Genomic DNA, 19,914 nt, shown 5'->3' with positions numbered 1-19,914 from the left:
AAAAAACGCCGGTCATGTGACCGGCGTTTTTTTATGCCTGTTCGAGTTACCAGAAGCGCTGCTGGGTCAGGCGACTCCACCAGCTCAGCAGTACGCGGTCGACCGAGCCGCTGGCGGCCATGCCAATCCGCTCCTGCAAGCTTTTGCGCTCGGCATAGTGCAGGTGATAGACCTCGGCCTTTTTCGCCCGGTCTGCCAGGTATTCATCGCTGGTCTTGAGTTCATCGACCAGTTGTTTATCCAGCGCCGCGACGCCGAGCCAGACTTCACCGGTAGCCACATCGTCAATCGCCAGTTGCGGGCGATAGCGCGCCACGAAGTTCTTGAACAGTTGATGGGTGATGTCGAGGTCTTCCTGGAACTTCTCGCGGCCCTTCTCGGTGTTTTCGCCAAACACGGTCAGGGTGCGTTTGTACTCACCGGCGGTGAGGACTTCAAAGTCGATGTCGTGCTTTTTCAGCAAGCGGTTGACGTTGGGCAACTGCGCAACCACGCCGATCGAGCCGAGAATCGCAAACGGCGCGCTGATGATCTTCTCGCCGATGCACGCCATCATGTAGCCGCCGCTGGCCGCAACCTTGTCGATGCACACCGTCAACGGCACGCCGGCCTCGCGAATACGCGCCAGTTGCGACGACGCCAGACCGTAGCTGTGGACCATGCCGCCACCGCTTTCCAGACGCAGAACCACTTCGTCTTTTGGCGTGGCCAAGGTTAGCAGCGCGGTGATTTCATGGCGCAGGCTTTCAGTGGCGGACGCCTTGATGTCGCCATCGAAATCGAGGACGAATACGCGGGCTTTGGCTTCAGGTTGCTTCTTCTGCTTTTTCGCGCTTTTCTCGGACTTGGCTTCACCCTTGCGCAAAGCCTTGAGCTGATCCTTGTCGAGCAAGGTCTGCTCCAGGCGCTCACGCAGGCCTTTGTAGAAATCATTGAGTTTGCTGACCTGCAACTGACCGGCCGATTTGCGCCGGCCCTTGCTGCGCAATGCAGCAAAACTGGCGAGCACCACCAGAATGGCGATCACCAGGGTAACGGTCTTGGCCAGGAAACTGGCGTATTCGGTGAAAAACTCCACAGAGACTCCTTAGAACAGTGCGTGGATGTGAAACACACGCGGGATGGCTCCAGCATACCCATGCGCTGGCTCATCGGCCAGCCGTGAAACCTCTGGCAACACCCCTGTAACGGGCATTTCAAACAAGCGTATGTTTTTTCATTGACAGCTACCCGTCATCCTCATAACCTCGCCACAACCTTCAACGTACCGGGATGACGCGGACGTGGGCAGCATCTACTTGATTCGACATGGCCAGGCCTCCTTTGGTGCAGACGACTATGACGTCCTGTCGCCGACCGGTGTGCGCCAGGCAGAAATCCTCGGTCAGCACCTTGCTGAACTGGGTATCAGCTTCGATCGCTGCCTCGCCGGTGACCTGCGTCGCCAGCAGCACACGGCCACCAGCGCGCTGGCGCAATTCACCGCCAAAGGGCTGCCGGTACCGACGCTGGAAACCGATTCCGCCTTCAACGAGTTCGATGCCGACGCGGTGATCCGCGCCCTGCTCCCGGACATGCTGGCAGACGAGCCGGAAGCTCTCGACATCCTGCGCAACGCCGCGCAGAACCGTGGCGAATTCCAACGTATTTTCGCCCTGATCATCGAGCGCTGGCTGGCCGGCACTTACGACACACCGGGCCTGGAAAGCTGGCTGGGTTTCGTCGAACGGGTTCAGGCCGGGCTACATCGGATTCTTGATCTGGCCGATAAAAACCAGAAAATCGCCGTGTTCACCTCCGGCGGCACCATCACTGCCCTGCTCCACCTCATTACGCAAATGCCTGCAAAACAGGCCTTTGAATTGAACTGGCAAATCGTCAACACCTCGCTCAACCAGCTGAAGTTCCGCGGTCGCGAGGTGGCTTTGGCCTCCTTCAACAGTCATGCACATCTGCAACTGCTGAAGGCTCCGGAACTCATCACTTTTCGCTGAGTCCGGTTAGCTGTGAACCTTGCTGTAATCAACCTCATAAGGATCGAACCATGACCTCCGTAGCCGATGCCGTAAAAGCAATGCAAGCCAAGTTCAACCCAGCCGCTGCTGCCGGTCTGGATCTGGTTTTCGGTTTCAACATCACCGACGAAGACAAGCAGTACTCGCTGATCGTCAAAGACGGCACTTGCGACATCCAGGAAGGCGAAAACCCGGACGCCAACTGCACGCTGGTGCTGGACAGCGAAACCCTGAAAGGTATCGTCAGCGGCGAAACCGACGGCATGCAGGCGTTCATGGGCGGCAAGCTGCGCGTTGAAGGCGACATGATGCTGTCGATGAAACTGTCCGAGCTGTTCCCGACGTAATAGCGACGTCCAGTGACACAAAGATCCCGCCTTCATGGCGGGATTTTTACATTTGAGCGCTGAGAATTACTGCTCGCACTCAAGACCTGTGGGAGCGAGCTTGCTCGCGAAGGCGTCAACTCAGTCGACATCACCGTTGCCTGTCACATCGCATTCGCGAGCAGGCTCGCTCCCACATTTGATACGGGGTCGTCAGTAAACGAAGCGGCCAGTAACTCTCGGGTATACGGATGCTGCGCGGCATGAAACAGCGCATTTGTCTCACCTCGCTCCACCACCTCGCCGTCCTTCATCACAATCAGGTCATGCGCCAACGCGCGTACCACCGCCAGATCGTGGCTGATGAACAGGTACGTCAGGCCATGTTCTTGCTGCAAACGCCGCAGCAAAGCCACGATCTGCTTCTGCACCGTGCGATCCAGTGCCGAGGTCGGTTCATCCAGCAGGATCAAGTCGGGCTTGAGCACCAGCGCCCGGGCAATCGCGATGCGTTGCCGCTGCCCGCCGGAAAACTCATGGGGATAGCGATGGCGGGTGGCCGGATCGAGGCCGACTTCACGCAGCACCTCAATCACTGCCCTCTCGCGCTCGCTGGCGGTCAGATCGCTGTGCACCTGTAAACCTTCAGCGATGATCTGCTCCACACACAGGCGCGGACTGAGGCTGCCAAACGGATCCTGAAACACCACTTGCAGGCGTTTGCGCAGCGGCCGGAGTTGCTTGCCGTTCAAGTGCTCCAGCGCCTCGCCCTGAAAGCGGATGCTGCCCTGGGCATCGATCAACCGTAGAATCGCCTGTCCCAACGTCGACTTGCCGGAACCGGACTCGCCAACTATCCCCAAGGTCTTGCCGCGCTGAAGATTCAAATCAATGCCATTGACCGCGTGCAAGTACGACTTCGCGCGCAGCCATCCGCCGCCCAAACGGAAACGCACATTGAGATCGCGCACCTCCAGCAAATCCTCAGCGGGTTCCCGACACAACGCCTCGCCACCCGGTTCGGCGTTGAGCAACTCAATGCTGTAAGGATGTTGCGGCGCACTGAACAACTGTTCACACGACGCCTGTTCGACAATCACCCCGCCACGCATGACCGCCACCCGCTGAGCGATGTTGCGCACCAGATTCAGATCATGACTGATGATCAACAGGGCCATGCCCAGCCGTTCTTGCAGCTCCTTGAGCAACAGCAGAATCTTGCGTTGCACGGTTACGTCCAGCGCTGTAGTCGGTTCGTCGGCGATCAGTAACTGCGGCTCGCAGGCCAGCGCCATGGCGATCATCACCCGTTGCCGTTGTCCGCCCGACAGTTGATGCGGATAGGCCTTGAGCCGTTCGCGCGGGCGTTGAATGCCCACCAGCTCCAGCAACTGCAAAATCCGTTGGCGCGCCGCCGCCCCAGCCAGCCCCTTGTGCAGCGCCAGGCTTTCGCCCAACTGCCGCTCAATCGTGTGCAAAGGGTTCAGTGAACTCATCGGCTCCTGAAAAATCATTGCGATGCGGTTGCCACGCAATTGCCGCAAGTAGCGTTCATGCACGCCAAGCAGCTCCGCGCCGGCATAACGAATGCTGCCGTCAATTCGCGTGATGGCAGGGTCAAGCAATTGCAGAATGCTGTGCGCCGTCACCGATTTACCGGAGCCGGATTCCCCAACCAGCGCCACGCACTCGCCGGGGCGGATATCGAGGTCGATGCCATGCACCACGGGCTGGCCATTGAACGCGACGCGCAGGTCACGTATTTCGATCAGATGTTCAGGCATCTCAAATCCTCGGATCAAACGCATCGCGGCAGGCTTCGCCGATGAATACCAGCAGTGAAAGGATCAGCGCCAACGCAAAGAACGCGGTGAGACCAAGCCACGGCGCTTGCAGATTGCTCTTGCCCTGACCGATCAACTCCCCCAGCGAAGCACTGCCGGCCGGCATGCCGAAACCGAGAAAATCCAGCGCTGACAAGGTCGCAATCGCGCCGGTGAGAATGAACGGCAGATAGGTCAGCGTGGCGCTCATGGCATTGGGCAGAATGTGTCGAACGATCACCTGCGCATCACCGACACCCAGCGCTCGTGCGGCTTTCACGTACTCAAGACCGCGGCTGCGCAGGAACTCGGCACGCACCACATCGACCAGGCTCAACCAGGAAAACAGCGCCATGATCCCCAGCAACCACCAGAAGTTGGGCTCGACAAACCCGGACAGAATGATCAGCAGATACAACACCGGCAGCCCCGACCAGACCTCCAGCACGCGCTGACCGATCAGGTCGACCCAACCGCCGTAATAACCCTGCAATGCCCCGGCAGCGATGCCGATCAGCGCACTCGCCGCGGTCAGCGCCAAGGCAAACAACAGCGATATGCGCGTGCCGAATATCACCCGTGCCAGCACGTCGCGCGCCTGATCGTCGGTGCCCAACCAGTTGTCGCCACTGGGCGGACTCGGTGCCGGCTCCGTGAGGTCGTAATTGACCGTGTCGAACGCGAACGGAATCGGCGCAAACCACATTCGCCCGCCCTGCCCCTCGATCAATTGCCGCACCTGCGCGCTGCGATAGTCCGGCTGAAACGGCAGTTCACCGCCAAAGTCCTGCTCGGTGTAGCGCTTGAAGGCCGGGAAATACCAGTCGCCCTGATACGTCACCAGCAGCGGTTTGTCATTGGCCACCAACTCACCGCCGAGGCTCAGGCCGAACAGCGCGAGAAACAGCCACAACGACCACCAGCCGCGCCGATTTGCCTTGAAGCGCGCCCAGCGGCGCTGGCCAATTGGAGATAACGTCAGCATCAGGCAGCCCTCGCGGTGAAGTCGATACGCGGGTCAACCAGCGTGTAACAAAGGTCGCCGAGCAGTTTTATCAGCAGGCCGAACAAGGTGAAGATGAACAGCGAACCGAACACCACCGGATAGTCGCGCGCGACCGCTGCTTCGTAACTGAGACGGCCGAGACCATCGAGGGAAAAGATCACTTCGATCAGCAACGAGCCGCCGAAAAACACCGTCACCAACGCTTGCGGCAAACCGGCGACGACCAGCAGCATCGCATTGCGAAACACATGGCCGTACAACACCTGCCGTTGACTCAGTCCCTTGGCGCGCGCGGTCACCACGTACAGCCGCGAGATCTCGTTGAGAAAGCTGTTCTTGGTGAGGATGGTCAACGTGGCGAAACCGCCGATGACCAAGGCAGTCACCGGCAACACCAGGTGCCAGAAATAGTCGGCCACCTTGGCCCACGGTGACAGCTCGGCGAAGTTGTCCGAGACCAGCCCGCGCACCGGAAACCAGTCCAGCGCGGTGCCGCCGGCAAACACCACGATCAGCAGCAGCGCAAAGAGAAATCCCGGCAGCGCATAACCGATGATGATCGCCACGCTGCTCCAGACATCGAACGGCGAACCGTTGTGCACGGCTTTGCGAATGCCCAGCGGAATCGACACCAGATAGGTGATCAGCGTCGCCCAGACGCCCAGCGACAAGGTCACCGGCAGCTTCTGCCAGATCAATTCGGTGACGCTGGCACCGCGAAAAAAACTCTGGCCGAAGTCCAGTCGCGCATAGCTTTTGAGCATCAGCCACAAGCGCTCGCTGGCGGGTTTGTCGAAGCCATACTGACGCTCGATATCGGCCACCAGTTTCGGGTCCAGGCCTCGGGTCGCGCGGGATTCGCCACCGACGGTCTCGACGTGGCTGGAACCGACCGCCGCGCCCACGCCGATTCCCTGCAAGCGCGCAATGGCCTGCTCGACCGGGCCACCGGGCGCGGCTTGCACGATAACGAAATTGACCAGCAGGATCGCCAGCAAGGTCGGCACGATCAGCAGCAGACGCCGCAGGCTATAACCCCACATGGGCGTACTCCTTGTGCATCTGCGTTGTGGTCAGTGCGGTCGGGCTGATTTCCCACCAGGTGTCGAGGCCGGCGTCATACAGCGGGGCAATCGCCGGTCGGCCGAAGCGGTTCCACCACACCGTGGAAATTCCCGGCGGGTAATAGTTGGGCACCCAGTAATAGCCCCACTGCAACACCCGATCCAGCGCATGAGCATGGCGCAGCAGACTCTCGCGATTGTCGGACTGCACCAGCCCTTCGAGCAGGACATCGACGGCCGGATCGCGCAGCACCATGTAATTGTTCGAGCCGGGATCAGCGGCACCGTCGGAGCCGAAGTAATTGAACATCTCGCGCCCCGGTGCCTGACTCACCGGGTAACCGGCGACGATCATGTCGTAGTCGCGATTGCGCACGCGGTTGGTGTATTGCGCGGTGTCGACCTGGCGGATATCGAAGCCGATGCCGATCTGCGCCAGGTTGCGTTTGAACGGTAACAACAGCCGTTCGAAACCTTTTTGGCCATTGAGAAACGTGAAGTGCAGCGGCTCGCCATTGGCGTTCACCAACTGATCGCCCTGAGGTTTCCAGCCAGCGGCCTCCAGCAGTTTCAGTGCCTGCAATTGTTCCGCGCGGATATTGCCACTGCCGTCGGTTTTCGGTGCTTCAAACACCGTGGTAAACACTTCATCGGGAATCTGCCCGCGCAACGGCTCAAGAATCTTCAGCTCTTCGGCATCCGGCAATGCAGTAGCCGCCAGTGCGCTGTGGGAGAAGAAGCTGCGCTGACGCAGGTACATGCTGCGCATCATTTGCCGGTTGCTCCATTCGAAATCCCAGAGCATGGCGATCGCCTGGCGCACCCGGCGATCCTGAAACGGCGGTTTCTGCAGGTTGAACACAAAGCCCTGCGCGCCTTGTGCGGCACCCGGTGCGAGATGTTCACGAAGCAATTTGCCTTGTTTCAACGCATCTCCCGCGTAGCCGATGGTGAAACTGGTGGCAGAGAATTCGCGGTTGTAATCGAAGCCGCCAGCCTTGAGCACCTGCCGCGACACGTCGGTGTCGGCGAAGAACTCCACGCTCAGTTGATCGAAGTTGTAGAGGCCGCGAGTGATCGGCAGATCCTTGGCCCACCAGTCCCGCACCCGCTGGAATTTCACGCTGCGCCCGGCATCCACCGCGCTGATGCGATACGGGCCACTGCCCGGCGGAATTTCGAAACCGCCGCCCTCGGCGAAATCGCGGGTGCGCCACCAATGCTCGGGCAGCACTGGCAGTGTCGCCAGGTCCAGCGGCAAGGTGCGGCTGTCGTTGTTCTTGAAGAGGAAGCGCACTTGCGTCGGCGACTCCACGACGACTTCAGCGACATCGCGAAACTGCTGACGGTATTTGAGGCTGCCCTGGGTGGTGAACAGCTCGAAGGTGTAACGCACGTCTTCGGCGGTGATCGGTGTGCCGTCGTCGAAACGCGCCTTCGGGTTCAGGTAGAAGCGTATCCAGCGGCGATCCGGATCCAGCTCCATCTGCTGCGCCACCAGACCGTAGACGCTGTAGGGTTCGTCCTTGCTGCGATAGGCCAGTGGCGCGTAGAGCCAGCCATCGATATCGGCCACGCCGGTGCCTTTGTCGGTGTAAGGAATCAGGTGGTCGAACGGGCCGCTTTCCAGCGAAGACCGGCGCAGGCTGCCGCCCTTCGGCGCGTCGGGGTTGGCGTAGGCCAGGTGCTGGAAGTCGGGGGCGTATTTGGCGGGTTCGCCGTAGACCGTTAACGCCGGTTGCGGGGCGGCCCAACTGAACGGCGTTAAAAGCGCGAAAGCGCTGAATAAAATGAGCCTGGAGAACATGGGCAGATCCTTTTACACGGTGCTGCTACTGGCTTCATCGCGAGCAGGCTCACTCCTACAAGGGTCTGCGGTGAACACAAATCCACTGTAGGAGTGAGCCTGCTCGCGATAAGGCCAGAACAGTCACCACTCTTCCTGCCTACCTGTGATGTGCAACAGGCCGGCGATTTTTATAGGGCAGGCTTTAGATCAATAGGTGACTAAAACCCGCCATCTCTGAGCATTTTCAGAACTTGTAACTGACCCGCGTGTACAGCGTCCGGCCAAACGGGTCACCATATTTCGGGTCGTAGCCGCTCTGGAAGGTGTAGGTCTGGTTGCTGAACGGTGGTTCGCGGTCAAACAGGTTTTTCGCGCCGAGGGTCACGCTCAGGGTCTTGCGCCAGGTGTAGGTGCCGGCCAGATCCCAGACGTTGTAAGAACCGACATAGTCGTGAGTGTCGCGATCGGAGTCGTGGTAACCGCTGGTGTAGCGGTTGGTCAGGGCCGCGCCGAATGGGCCGTAGTTCCAGCTGCCGGTCAGGCTGTGGCGCCAGCGCGCCACGGCACCCGCCGACGCAAAGTCACCGCCACGGAAATCGCCGAGCTTGTCGATGTAGTCGCCCTTGAGCTGTTGCTGGTAGTCATAACGGGTGACGTAAGTGCCTTGCAGGCCGATGCCGAAATTGCCGTACGGCGTGCTCGGCAAGCGGTAATCGAAGCTGACGTCGACCCCATTGGTCTTGATCTTGCCGAGGTTGGCCAGGCCGGTGACGATGTGATCGATGGAGCCATCCGGCTTGCGCACCAGGCGATCCGGATACAGCTCAGGGTTCTCGAACACCGCCGACTCGGGGAATTCGGCAATCTGGTTGGCGATGTCGATCCACCAGAAATCCAGCCCGGCGCTCAGGCGTTCGAACGGCTGGTAGACAAAGCCAAGGGTGACGTTGCGTGCGGTTTCCGGGCTCAGATCGGTATTGCCACCGCTGGTGCGATTGAACTGCTGCGCGCAGTCGCGGTTGGCGATGCCGCCATTGCTCGGATTGCCGCCAGCGCACAAGCGTGGATCGTTGTAGTTGGCGTTGGTGAAACTGGTGAAGGTCGGGTTGTACAGCTCATACAACGACGGCGCACGGAACCCTTCGCTGTAGGCACCACGTACCACCAACTCCTTGAACGGCTGGAAGCGGAACGAGTATTTCGGATTGGTGGTGCTGCCGAAGTCGCTGTACTTGTCGTGGCGTACGGCCGCGGACAATTCGAGGCTGTCGAGCACCGGCACATTGACCTCGGCGTACTCGGCCGAGACGCTGCGATCCCCGGCAACGCTGCCGTTCGGATCAACACCAAGGCTTTGCACGTCGCCGGCAAATTGCGCGAAATCCTGATGGAAGTCCTCCTTGCGATACTCGCCGCCCAGTGCCAATGCCGAAGGACCGGCGCCGAACCAGTCGCCGATTTCACGACTGATGCGCCCGTCGATGGCCTTCACCCGCCCTACCGCCGTGGCGTAATCACCGTCCACCGCGTTGGCCGCCAACAGCGCGGAACCGGCAGCCGTCTGCGGACCGAACGGGTTGATCACGCCATTGGCAATGCCGGCGCTGACGGCGCGGTCGTTGACGTAACCGTCCTGAATACTGTTGACCACTTTGTTCTGGTTGTACGAGGCACCGAGGTTGTAATCCCAGCCGACCAGCGTGCCGTCGAAACTCAGCAGCAAGCGCTGACTGGTGTTGTCGTCTTCGTGCTGACGCGCGCCAACGGCGGTTTCGCGCCAGTTCACGTCGACCGGTTGCGTCGGGTCGAGGGCAAAACCGTTCGGCCCGGGGGTGATGCCGTTGCCCGGATAGAACGCCGTGCCGGGGTTGACCTGATTACCCATCAACGTACCGGGGCCGATTTGCGTGCGGTTTTCGTTTTGCGCCCAGAAGTATTCGAGGCTGACGTTGTGATCGTCCGACAGCTTGCCGGTGGCTTTGGCGAAAGCCGAAGTCTTCTCCGTTTCCGGCACCAGATCGAGGTAGTTCCACAGGCTCTGCCGGCAGATGCCGTTGCGCGCCAGCAAACCCGGTGCGTTGCAGCCAGAACCGGCCAAAGGGTTGGTGGCGTTACTGCCCTGACTCCAGTTGGCCGGCGAGGCGGTGCCTGAGGTGTAATCAAGTCCGCGGTTGGGCTGATAGTTGTAGGTGTAACCGCGGTCTTCAGCGGCCAAGCGTTGCTGCTTGTCGTAACTGACCACACCAAACACGTTGAAACGATCCTCCTGCAAATCACCGAAGCCCCAACTGCCGCTGAAGTTGCGGCTTTCACCGCCCCCCGAATGGGTTGGCGTGTCGTAGTTGGTGCTGATCTGCCCTTCGGTGAGGCTGGTCTTGGTGATGAAGTTGATCACCCCGCCAATCGCATCGGTGCCATACAGCGCCGAGGCGCCATCGCGCAGCACTTCAACACGGTCAATGGCGGCGAACGGAATGGTGTTGAGATCGACACCGGAGCCGTTGATCGCGTTGGTGGCGTTGTTGCTCAGGCGCCGACCGTTGAGCAGCACCAGGGTTTTGTTGGCGCCGATGCCGCGCAGATCCGCATAAGACGCACCGCCACTGCTTGACCCAACCGAACGCCCGGAGCCGACCGAAGACTGGTTGGCAGAAATGCGACTGACCAGCTCTTCGGTGGTGGTGACGCCCTGCTCGCGCAACTCTTCGACGCGCAGGATGGTCACCGGCACCGCCGTTTCTGCATCGACCCGGCGGATTGCCGTCCCCGTGACTTCGACACGCTGCAGTTGAGTGGTCGGTTCGGTTGCCGTGCTGTCAGCGGCAATGGCCGGCAGCGTGTTGATTGCCAGCAGCAAGGCCAGGCTCAAAGGTGATTTGACGGGTGAAAACTGAATCATGAACAGCCATCCCTGCGTTTTGGTTTATGCAGGGATGTGCAATGACGAATAAGGATTTATAGAGGGCGACTTAGACTGTTGGGTGCTGAGGTTATGCAAAGAATGCCATGCCTCCCTATCAAGCCGATGCCATCTCCCTCAGCAACCGTGTATCCAGGCCAAAACGTTCTTGAGAGACCATTTTGAACTGCCCCGCTGCGAGGTCGCAGCTCACCAGCAGATTCCACGAGTGGCGGGTTGCCGCCGAGGGAATCAGGACAAACGGATGCTCATCCAGTAAAGCGTCGGCAAACCGCTGTTGATTGGGCGACGGCCACGCGGGACTCAACCAGTAAGGATTCGGTACCTCTTCAGGCTGAACGACTTTGACCCGTGCATCGCGGATGACTTCAAAGCACGTCAGCACATATGGCTCTCTGTCCAGTGCATCAAAACTATTATTGGCCGCCACCTCCAGAATGGCCGAGGACGGGTCAACAGATGCATAGACGACTCGCCGGCCAGGCGCATTCCATCGACCGCCCTTCAGTTTTGAACCCATCCCGCTGTCCCATGTCTCTCCGTAGGCCTCCTGATCAAGGCGCCAGCCATACCAGTGCCCTTCCCAGGGCAAGGGATTCATGGGTAACCCCCGTACAGAACCCGACACAAGTACTGCTCGACCATCTGGAAACCGAGCGGATGGTGGGTCAACTCCAACGGCACGTAGCCGTTAAGGTAAGGGGTGGACTTCTGCATCCATATTTCCGCCTGTGACAGCCCCCCGAATGCACGAGTGGCCATCTCCAGCACCAGCGCATATTGGTAGGCGACAACACTCTGCTGCGCGTCAAGCCGTATCGATTTGCCTTCCTTCAGCAGCCGCTGCACGGTTCTGACAGACCTGCCGGTGATGCGTTTGACCATGTCTTCGCGCAGGTACATTTCGGAAGTCGAAAGCATGTTGACGACGTCGCTCAGCTCAAAGCCCTCCTCGGTAAGGCGGACAATCAGCATGGCGTCGTCACCGAGGTCCTGGCCGTTCACGAGCAGATCGACAGGCTTGCCCGCGACCTTCTTCAGCCCCGTCAGCCGGGGCACTTTTGCTTGGGGCATCGCGACATCCTCCATGGGGCATCTGGCGCGATCGTCGATCCAGAAGTTGCGCAGGGAATAAACAGAGGTTTCATGCTCAATGAGTGGGGTACGCATAATTGATCCTTTATCCGGGAGCCTGAGCGCTCAAGCTGCTCAGCGACTTCAATGTCAGATCCAATGCTATAGATCGCGCTTCCGACGACCAACCTGAAAAGGTCGTCGGAAATATCCCCTGCTTATCGCAAAACCTGCCATTTTCCGTAGGACGTAAACGCGAGATGCCTGCCCTCAGCCGCCGAAGTGATAACTCACATCGAGCCACCATTGCCGGCCGTACGGGTCATAGTTGCCGGTCGGGTAATACGGCCACCCCGCCGAATCATCGTGTTTGACCTGATTGAGCACGTTGTTCACGGTCAGCCCGACACTTGCCCGATCATTGAGTTTGTAACGCGCACTGGCGTTGAACACCGTCCACGGCGACAGGCGCCCGTCTCCTGCACCGTTGGTGACCGAACCGTAACGAATGCCCATCAGCGTCGCCGTGGCCTTCTGGTAATCCCAGGTCAGGCTGGCGTTGACCTTGCTGCGCCAGTCGTAGTTGGTGCGTGAGGTGCGCCAGTCTTGCGTCGGTGCTTCTTCCGACTCCTTGTAGTAATGCGACAGCACCAAGGTGTAGCCCAGCGCCGAACTGAACGCGCCGTACTGCCCGGCACCCCAGCGGATATTGCTCTTGAAATCCAGACCACTGACCCGCTCGCTGGCGGCGTTGATCGCATTGACCCGCACGCGATTCAGCTGGTTGGGATCGACTGCGGCATTGCCGGCGTTGCGATCGATGCGCGCCAGGGTCGACTGGCAATTGGCCGAATTGATGTCCTGCGTACCGTTGCGGCACTCGTTCTCTTGTTGCAGCAAGCGGTTTTCATCGACGGTGGTCAGCAGATCATCGATCTCGACGCGCCAGAAATCCGTGGAGAAATCGAAGTTGCGCGACGGCGACCAGACAAACCCGTAGGTCCACGATTTGCCGCGTTCAGACTCCAGATTCGCGGTGCCGCTCTGGGTGTAGTCGACTCGCCCACGATCACAGGCACCCTCCACGCCCTGGCTGCAACCGTAGTAATCGATCTGCGCCGGGTAGTAGCCGTTGCTGTCGGACTGGTAGATGTAATTCAGGTCCGGCGCACGGAAACTGGTGCCGTAACTGCCGCGCAGCAACAGGCTGGTGACCGGGCGCCACTCAAGCCCGAGGTTGTAGGTTTTCTGCTGCTCGGTGCGGCCGCTGAATTTGTATTGGTCCCAGCGCCCGGCGGCAGTCGCCAACAACGTGTCGGTGACCGGAATGCTGAACTCGCCACCCGCCGCATAGCGCTTGCGCGAGCCCCCGGAACTTTGTTGTGGGCTTACGCCGTAAAACGTGCCGTCGTTGAGGCCATCGTCCGGGTCAACGCGATACTCCTGCTTGCCCGCCTCCAGCACACCGGCGAAACCCACCGGGCCGGCCGGCAAGTCGAACAGATCACCGTTGACCGAAGCGTTGTAACTGGTCGACACCGATTTGCTGCTCTGGGTCAGGTTGCCGCGAAACTGCTGCCACTCCTGCGGCGTTAGCGGCCGGTCCAGCCTAGAGGCATCCGGGGCGAACACCGGATAACCGCCGCTGACACCGAGTTGCGGGCCGAGGTAGAAATCCTGAATCGATGCCAGTGGCGTGTAGCGCGTGGTCCTGACGCTGCGATATTCCGAGCGATTGGCTGCCAGATCGTAACTCCAGCCGGTGTCGGCGATCTTGTCCGAGAGCCCCAGGGTGCCGGTCCACGAGGTGTCGCGCCACTTGCTGTTGTTGCTGGTCCGGCCACCGATTTCCTCTTCACCGAAGCGTCGATACCAGCGCTCCAGATTGCCGCTGTTCTGATTGATGAAATCCGGCGAGGTGAAGGTCGGCCCGCGCGTGTTGTTCTGGATATGGTCGAGGCCGTACATCAAATCGGCGAAGACCTGGCCGCTGTCGCTGAAATGCCAGGTGCCACGGGTGTAGCCGTCGTAGTTTTCCTTCTGGGTCTGCACGGTCCAGTAATCGTTGTACATCTGATCGGTGCGGCAGCGCCCGCCGCTGTTGACCAGTTTGTTGTCGAAGGTGCCCTGATAAGCACCGCAACCCGGTCCCAGATAACGACTGTTGCTCAGGTCGCGGCGGTAACCGACGTCCGCCAGCGGGCCGTTTTGCATAAAGCCACGGTCATCGGCCCAGATCGGATCGCGGTTGGTCAGTTCCAGACCGAACAAACCGTCAAAATCCCCCCAACTGCCGCCGCCGCTGATCTGCAAACGCTGGTTGTCACCGCCGCCGCGCTCACTGGTGCCGCCCTTGAGGTTGACGTCGACGCCGTTGATCTTGTCCTTGAGGATGATGTTGACCACCCCGGCGATCGCGTCCGAACCGTAAATCGCCGAGGCGCCGCTGCTGAGGATTTCGATGCGTTCGATGACCGCCGACGGAATGTTCGCCAGGTTGGTGAAGTTGACCTTGCCGTCGTACGGCGTCGGGTAGTCGGCGACGCGACGGCCATTGATCAACACCAGCGTATGGTTCGGGCCGAGGCCGCGCAGGTTGAGCGCGCTGGCCGCCGGTTGCCAGGTGTTGCCGTAATCTTCGCCTTGGGTCATGCCGGTGTTTTGCGTCTGCGTCGCGAGGGCGTCGTAGACGTTTTTGTAGCCGCGCGCCTCCATTTCCTCGTGGGTGATGACGTTGACCGGCGTGGCACCATCGCTCTGCGCGCGGGCGATGCGTGAGCCAGTGACGGTGACTTTTTCCATGCGGTAATCGGCGCTGGTGACCGGTGCCACGGCAGTGACTTTCGCCGGCGCATCGGCTGCGCGAACGGTCAGGCCCTGAGCGCTTTGCTCGACTTGCAGGTCGCTGCCGAGCAAGGCTTTTTCTACCGCCTGGCGGCCGCCCAACGCACCGCGCACCGCCGCGCTGCGTTTGCCCTGCACCAGCTCCTGACTAAAGGAAATCGGTACACCGCTCTGCCGCGAGATTCCCAGCAGCACTTCGTCGAGCGGTCCGCTGGCGATGTCGAAGGTAAACACCGCTGCAGCAGGTTCCTGGGCAACCGCCGCCCATGGACTGATGCCCATCGCCAACGCAGCGGCGAGGGTCAATCGAGGTAATTGTTGTTTGATCGAGAACATCGAAGGGTTTCCCTGTTGAAGGCATCTGCAGGGAATGAGCAGCGGGCCGGCGCTTTTTATAGGGCGGCGATTAGGCCAAGAAGTTATGGGTTTATAACCGCACGTCGATGCTGACCCAGTACGGGGTGTGCCAGGTCACGCGGATCGGCAGCGAGCGTTCCAGCAGTTGCAACGTACGATCGCTGTCGTCGAGCGGATAGAGGCCGCTGAGGCGCAGGTCGGCGACTTCCGGACTCAGATGCAAGATGCCGCGACGGTAGCGACGCAGGCTGTCGATGACTTCGTACAACGGCCGGTCACGCACTTCCAGGCGACCTTGCACCCAGGCACTTTCCTGACCGGTGCTGCGTTCCAGCGACAGCACTCCAGCGCCGTTGAATAACAGACTTTCTCCGGCCTGCACCACTTGCCGCTCGCCACCCGCCGTAACCACTTCGACCTGCGAATGGAGCATCACCAAACGCGTCGTATCTTCGCTGTACTGCACGACAAACTTCGTCCCCAGCGCCCGCATGCGCCCATGTTCGGTCTCGACCACGAAGGGCCGCGTCGGTTCTTTTGCCACGTCGACCAGCAACTCGCCACTGCGCAACGCGAGCAAGCGTTGCTGGCCATCGAACAACGGCACCACACGACTGCGCGCATTCAGGGTCAGCGCACTGCCGTCGGCCAAGGTGAAGTCACGTCGTTCACCGGTCCCAGTCGACAACTCCCCCGCCTCCGGCAGCCAGCCGTAGCGCCGTCCGAGTAATCCGGCTAACAGCGCAACACCCAGCACACTCAAACTGCCGCTGATAAAGCGTCGACGACTCGACGGCGCATTGAGACTGTGCAGCAGGCTATTACGCGGCACGTTGCGCAAGCTCGGGCTGCGCAGCAAATTCAGGCCGCCGCCCATCTGTTCGATGACCTGCTGATGCCTAGGATCGGCAACCCGCCAGGCCTCAAACGCGGCCCGCTCAGCCATGCCCGCCTCGCCCGACTGCAGCAACGCCAGCCATTGCGCCGCCTCGTCGATCACCGCGTCGTCCGGCCTCATGCCTGCATTGCCTGATAGCAACGCTTGAACGCTTCGACCATGTATTGCTGCACGCGGCTGGTGGACACCCCGAGGCGCTCGCCGATCTCGCTGTAGGTCAAACCGTCGAGTTGATGGTAGAGAAACGCCGCTTTGGCCTTGGCCGACAGCCCGTTGAGCAAGCGATCAACTGCCAGCAACGCTTCGATCACCAGCGCCCGCTCTTCCGGAGACGGATGCACCGGTTCGGGCGCCAGCGCCAGACTTTCCAGATAGGCGCGCTCAAGGTCCTGACGGCGCCAGCCTTCGTACACCAGCCGCCGGGCGATGGTGGTGAGCAGCGCGCGTGGCTCGCGAATGGCCGTGGGGTCAGGCAGTGCCAGCACCCGCAGAAAGGTTTCCGAAGCGATGTCCTGCGCACTGTGCGGGCAACCCAGCGTGCGGCCAACGGCAGCACACAGCCAGCGATAGTCCTTTTGGAACATCTGCCCGATGATCTGGTAATGCGGGTTGTACCCACCCATGCCTTGCTCCCTGAAACGGGTCCCACCCGCTGCGAAAAACCATCGTTCTGCCGGGATCGTCCGGCTCTGATCAGGCGCGACTGTGCAATAGCCTCGAAGACATTTGAAGTAATAAAAAATCAGCACAAGCAAACCATTGAGCATAAGCCGCTTCGTCGCCGCAGAAACATTGGCTGACACAACGTTGACCTCGGTCACTGGCGCGTGGCCGGCCACTGATTAATCTCGCGGCTCCATCGAAAGCCAGGGACGGCTCACCGAGAGCCCGAGGCTGAACTCACTCAAGGAAGAGCAAGCATGCGACCACTCAACATCATTCTGCTGTCATCGGCCTTCAACGGCCTGACCCAACGTGCCTGGCTGGAACTGCGCGAGGCCGGGCACTCACCCAGCGTCGTGCTGTTTACCGATGAACAAGCGGTGTGCGAGCAGATCGAACGCAGCGGCGCGGATCTGGTGATTTGCCCGTTCCTCAAAGACCGCGTACCGCAGGCGCTGTGGAGCAATACCGAACGGCCGGTGGTGATCATCCATCCGGGTATCGTCGGCGATCGCGGCGCCAGCGCCCTCGATTGGGCGATTACCAACGAACTGCCGAACTGGGGCGTCACCGCGTTGCAAGCGGTCGAGGAAATGGACGCCGGGCCAGTGTGGGCCACTTGTGAATTCAACCTGCCGGCGGGCCTGCGCAAATCCGAGCTGTATAACGGCCGGGTCAGTGACGCGGCGATTCGCTGCATACGCGAAGTGGTGGAGAAATTCATCGAAGGTTTTGAACCGGTTGCCCTCGACTATGCCAATGCGAAAGTGCGTGGGCGCTTGCAGCCGAACATGAAGCAGGTCGACCGCAGTTTCAGCTGGCACGACTGCGCGCGCTTCATCAAACGCTGCATCGATGCCGCCGACGGCCAGCCCGGTGTGCTGGCGAGCCTGGCCGGCGGTCAGTATTACGTTTACGACGCACACCTCGATTCGCGCAGCGGCGTGCCCGGCGAAATTCTCGCGGTGCATGACGATGCCGTACTGGTCGCGGCCGGAGATCAAAGCCTGTGGATCGGCGCACTGCGACGCAAACCGCAACCCGGCGAGGAAACCTTCAAGCAACCGGCGCGGCACCTGTTGGCCGGGCAACTGGACGATGTGCCGGTGCTGGACTGGTCGATTGCCACGCAGCCGTTCAGTGACGAAGCGTATCAACCGCTGCGGTATCGCGAATCCGGCATCGTCGGCGAGCTGACCTTTGAGTTCTACAACGGCGCCATGAGCACCGAGCAATGCCAGCGCATGGTCGCCGCGCTGCGCTGGGCCAAATCCCGTGATACGCAGGTGCTGCTGATCAAGGGCGGGCGCGGCAGCTTTTCTAACGGTGTGCATTTGAACGTGATTCAGGCGGCGCAGGATCCGGGCGCCGAAGCCTGGGCGAATATTCAGGCGATCGACGATGTCTGCGCAGAACTGCTGACGGCCCGGCAACTGGTGGTCAGCGGCGTTACTGGCAACGCCGGCGCCGGTGGCGTGATGCTCGCACTGGCGGCCGACATTGTCTTTGCCCGAGCCGATGTCGTGCTCAATCCGCATTACAAGAGCATGGGTTTGTATGGCTCCGAATACTGGACTTACAGCCTGCCCCGCGCCGTCGGCCCGGCCATGGCCGAGCAATTGACCCAGGCCTGTCTGCCGGTGAGCGCGGTGCAGGCGTGGCAACTGGGCATGGTTCAGGAAATCGGCCCGCGCTGCCCGGACGAGTTTTCCCTGTGGTTGCTGCAACGGGCCAACGGCGTGGTGAGCGATCCGACTTATGCTGCGGTGCGCGAGCGCAAGGCGCGTGTTGATCAGGTGTTGATCCAGCAGTGCCGCGAAACCGAGTTGCAGGAGATGCAGGAAGACATGCTCTACAACCGCAATCAGTTTGCCGAGAAGTGCCGAAATTTTGTCTACAAGCGCAAGGTGTGCGGCACGCCGGCGCGGTTGATTGAGGAGTGGGCGCGGGTGCGTTTGAGCGAGTTGGCCAGTTGATTTTGGCGGTGACTGCTTTCCCCTCACCCTAGCCCTCTCCCCAAGGAGAGGGAACTGACCGAGGTGTCTGGCGCCCTGCATCGACCTGAAAAAACGTGTCGATTATGGATTCAACGCTGATCGTTCAAGTCGGTGCATTTCTTCAATATCCCCCAATCAGTCCCCTCTCCCTCCGGGAGAGGGTTAGGCGGGCGGCGATCCGATGAGGGGCTTTTGCCTTTACAATGCCCGACACCTCAAACACCGGCCCGCCCATGGACATCGATCTCGCTCGCACCTTCCTGGAAATCGTCCGCCACGGCAGCCTCGCCGCGGCCGCGCAGAAGCTGTTCGTCACGCAAACGGCGATCACCGCCCGGGTGCAGAAACTCGAAAGTCAGCTGGGCAGCACACTGTTCGTGCGCAACCGCGCCGGGGCCAAACTGACGCCCAATGGCGAGGCCTTCGTGGTCTACGCCAATCAACTGGTGCAGACCTGGGAAGCCGCGCGCCGCGATCTGCCGCTGCCCGAGGGTTATCACAACGTGCTGCACATCGGTGGCGAAGTCAGCCTGTGCAACCCGTTGATGCTCAGTTGGGCGGCGGAGCTGCGCGAAAAGATTCCCGGGCATGCCCTGCGCATGGAAATCCGCGACGGCGAAAACCTGCTGCGCCAGCTCGAACTGGGTGTGCTCGACGCGGCGCTGGTCTATCAGCCGGAATACTGGCCGGGCTTGCAGGTCGAGCAAGTGCTGGAAGAAAAACTGATTCTGGTGCGCGCGCCCGAGCGCCCCGATCCCTACGTCTACATCGACTGGGGCCCGGACTTCCGCCGCCAGCATGACGCCGCCCTGCCGGAAAAAGCCAAAGCGGCGCTGAGTTTCAACCTCGGCCCACTGGCCCTGCAATACATTCTCGAACACGGTGGCAGCGGCTACTTCCGCACCCGTGTGGTACGCACGTATCTGGAAAGCGGCGCCCTGGAAGCAGTGACCAAAGCCCCGGAATTCGGCTACCCGACTTACCTGGTCTACTCACGCGACCGCGATTCGGCAACGCTGCAACAAGCCTTCCATCTACTGCGCGAAGTGATCCGCACCGATGACGACTGGTCGCAACGCTGGAACCCGCTGAGCTGAAGCGGCAGCTTCGTACCGGAGCATGGCACATGTGACACCGA

15 protein-coding genes are annotated in these 19,914 nt (G+C 60.6%); 4 read left to right on the top strand and 11 right to left on the bottom strand.

Annotated elements, in window-relative coordinates:
- Positions 1 to 46: 46 nt before the first annotated feature.
- Positions 47 to 1,078: a protease SohB gene (gene sohB / locus AC5SEM_RS09475; RefSeq protein WP_158956599.1), complete on the bottom strand. Its 1,032-nt coding sequence runs from the start codon at positions 1,076 to 1,078 to the stop codon at positions 47 to 49.
- Positions 1,079 to 1,283: 205 nt separating this feature from the next.
- Between sohB and AC5SEM_RS09470 the strand changes: the two genes are divergently transcribed.
- Together AC5SEM_RS09470 and AC5SEM_RS09465 are read left to right on the top strand one after the other, a co-directional pair.
- A complete protein-coding gene (locus AC5SEM_RS09470) occupies positions 1,284 to 1,994 on the top strand; it encodes a histidine phosphatase family protein (protein ID WP_495472781.1) in 711 nt (236 codons plus the stop codon).
- A 50-nt stretch (positions 1,995 to 2,044) separates the two neighbouring features.
- A complete protein-coding gene (locus AC5SEM_RS09465; RefSeq protein ID WP_495472780.1) occupies positions 2,045 to 2,362 on the top strand; it encodes an SCP2 sterol-binding domain-containing protein in 318 nt (105 codons plus the stop codon).
- Positions 2,363 to 2,505: 143 nt separating this feature from the next.
- Here AC5SEM_RS09465 and AC5SEM_RS09460 read toward each other — a convergent pair whose 3' ends face one another.
- From AC5SEM_RS09460 to AC5SEM_RS09415, 10 genes are all read right to left on the bottom strand, one after another.
- On the bottom strand, positions 2,506 to 4,125 hold the full coding sequence (locus AC5SEM_RS09460) for an ABC transporter ATP-binding protein (protein ID WP_495472779.1): 1,620 nt from the start codon (positions 4,123 to 4,125) through the stop codon (positions 2,506 to 2,508).
- Position 4,126: 1 nt separating this feature from the next.
- Positions 4,127 to 5,149 carry an ABC transporter permease gene (locus AC5SEM_RS09455; protein WP_495472778.1) on the bottom strand — a complete coding sequence of 341 codons (1,023 nt, stop codon included), beginning with the start codon at positions 5,147 to 5,149 and terminating at the stop codon, positions 4,127 to 4,129.
- On the bottom strand, positions 5,149 to 6,213 hold the full coding sequence (locus AC5SEM_RS09450; protein ID WP_495472777.1) for a microcin C ABC transporter permease YejB: 1,065 nt from the start codon (positions 6,211 to 6,213) through the stop codon (positions 5,149 to 5,151). Before AC5SEM_RS09450 ends, AC5SEM_RS09455 begins: the two co-directional genes overlap by 1 nt.
- A complete protein-coding gene (locus AC5SEM_RS09445; RefSeq protein ID WP_495472776.1) occupies positions 6,200 to 8,041 on the bottom strand; it encodes an extracellular solute-binding protein in 1,842 nt (613 codons plus the stop codon). The genes AC5SEM_RS09450 and AC5SEM_RS09445 overlap by 14 nt, the downstream gene beginning before the upstream one ends.
- 226 nt (positions 8,042 to 8,267) lie before the next feature.
- Positions 8,268 to 10,922: a TonB-dependent receptor gene (locus AC5SEM_RS09440; RefSeq protein ID WP_495472775.1), complete on the bottom strand. Its 2,655-nt coding sequence runs from the start codon at positions 10,920 to 10,922 to the stop codon at positions 8,268 to 8,270.
- Between the two features lie 118 nt (positions 10,923 to 11,040).
- Positions 11,041 to 11,544, bottom strand: coding sequence for an RES family NAD+ phosphorylase (locus tag AC5SEM_RS09435; RefSeq protein WP_077573163.1), 504 nt, complete (start codon positions 11,542 to 11,544; stop codon positions 11,041 to 11,043).
- Entirely contained in the window at positions 11,541 to 12,017 is a 477-nt protein-coding gene (locus AC5SEM_RS09430; protein WP_176091739.1) for an antitoxin Xre/MbcA/ParS toxin-binding domain-containing protein, read from the bottom strand. Before AC5SEM_RS09430 ends, AC5SEM_RS09435 begins: the two co-directional genes overlap by 4 nt.
- A 270-nt stretch (positions 12,018 to 12,287) precedes the next feature.
- Complete coding sequence (locus AC5SEM_RS09425; RefSeq protein ID WP_495472774.1) at positions 12,288 to 15,197, bottom strand: TonB-dependent receptor domain-containing protein; 2,910 nt, start codon at positions 15,195 to 15,197, stop codon at positions 12,288 to 12,290.
- Between the two features lie 91 nt (positions 15,198 to 15,288).
- A complete protein-coding gene (locus AC5SEM_RS09420; protein WP_495472773.1) occupies positions 15,289 to 16,236 on the bottom strand; it encodes a FecR domain-containing protein in 948 nt (315 codons plus the stop codon).
- On the bottom strand, positions 16,233 to 16,739 hold the full coding sequence (locus AC5SEM_RS09415; RefSeq protein ID WP_034152323.1) for a sigma-70 family RNA polymerase sigma factor: 507 nt from the start codon (positions 16,737 to 16,739) through the stop codon (positions 16,233 to 16,235). The genes AC5SEM_RS09420 and AC5SEM_RS09415 overlap by 4 nt, the downstream gene beginning before the upstream one ends.
- Before the next feature lie 297 nt (positions 16,740 to 17,036).
- Here AC5SEM_RS09415 and AC5SEM_RS09410 point away from each other — a divergent pair, with 297 nt between their 5' ends.
- Positions 17,037 to 18,755 carry a hydrogenase maturation protein gene (locus tag AC5SEM_RS09410; protein WP_495472772.1) on the top strand — a complete coding sequence of 573 codons (1,719 nt, stop codon included), beginning with the start codon at positions 17,037 to 17,039 and terminating at the stop codon, positions 18,753 to 18,755.
- 254 nt (positions 18,756 to 19,009) lie between these two features.
- Positions 19,010 to 19,873, top strand: coding sequence for a LysR family transcriptional regulator (locus AC5SEM_RS09405; protein ID WP_095121024.1), 864 nt, complete (start codon positions 19,010 to 19,012; stop codon positions 19,871 to 19,873).
- The last annotated feature ends 41 nt before the right edge of the window (positions 19,874 to 19,914 follow it).

This window comes from Pseudomonas sp. CH61, assembly GCF_059429415.1.
This window is presented reverse-complemented; position numbering and strand designations above follow the sequence as displayed.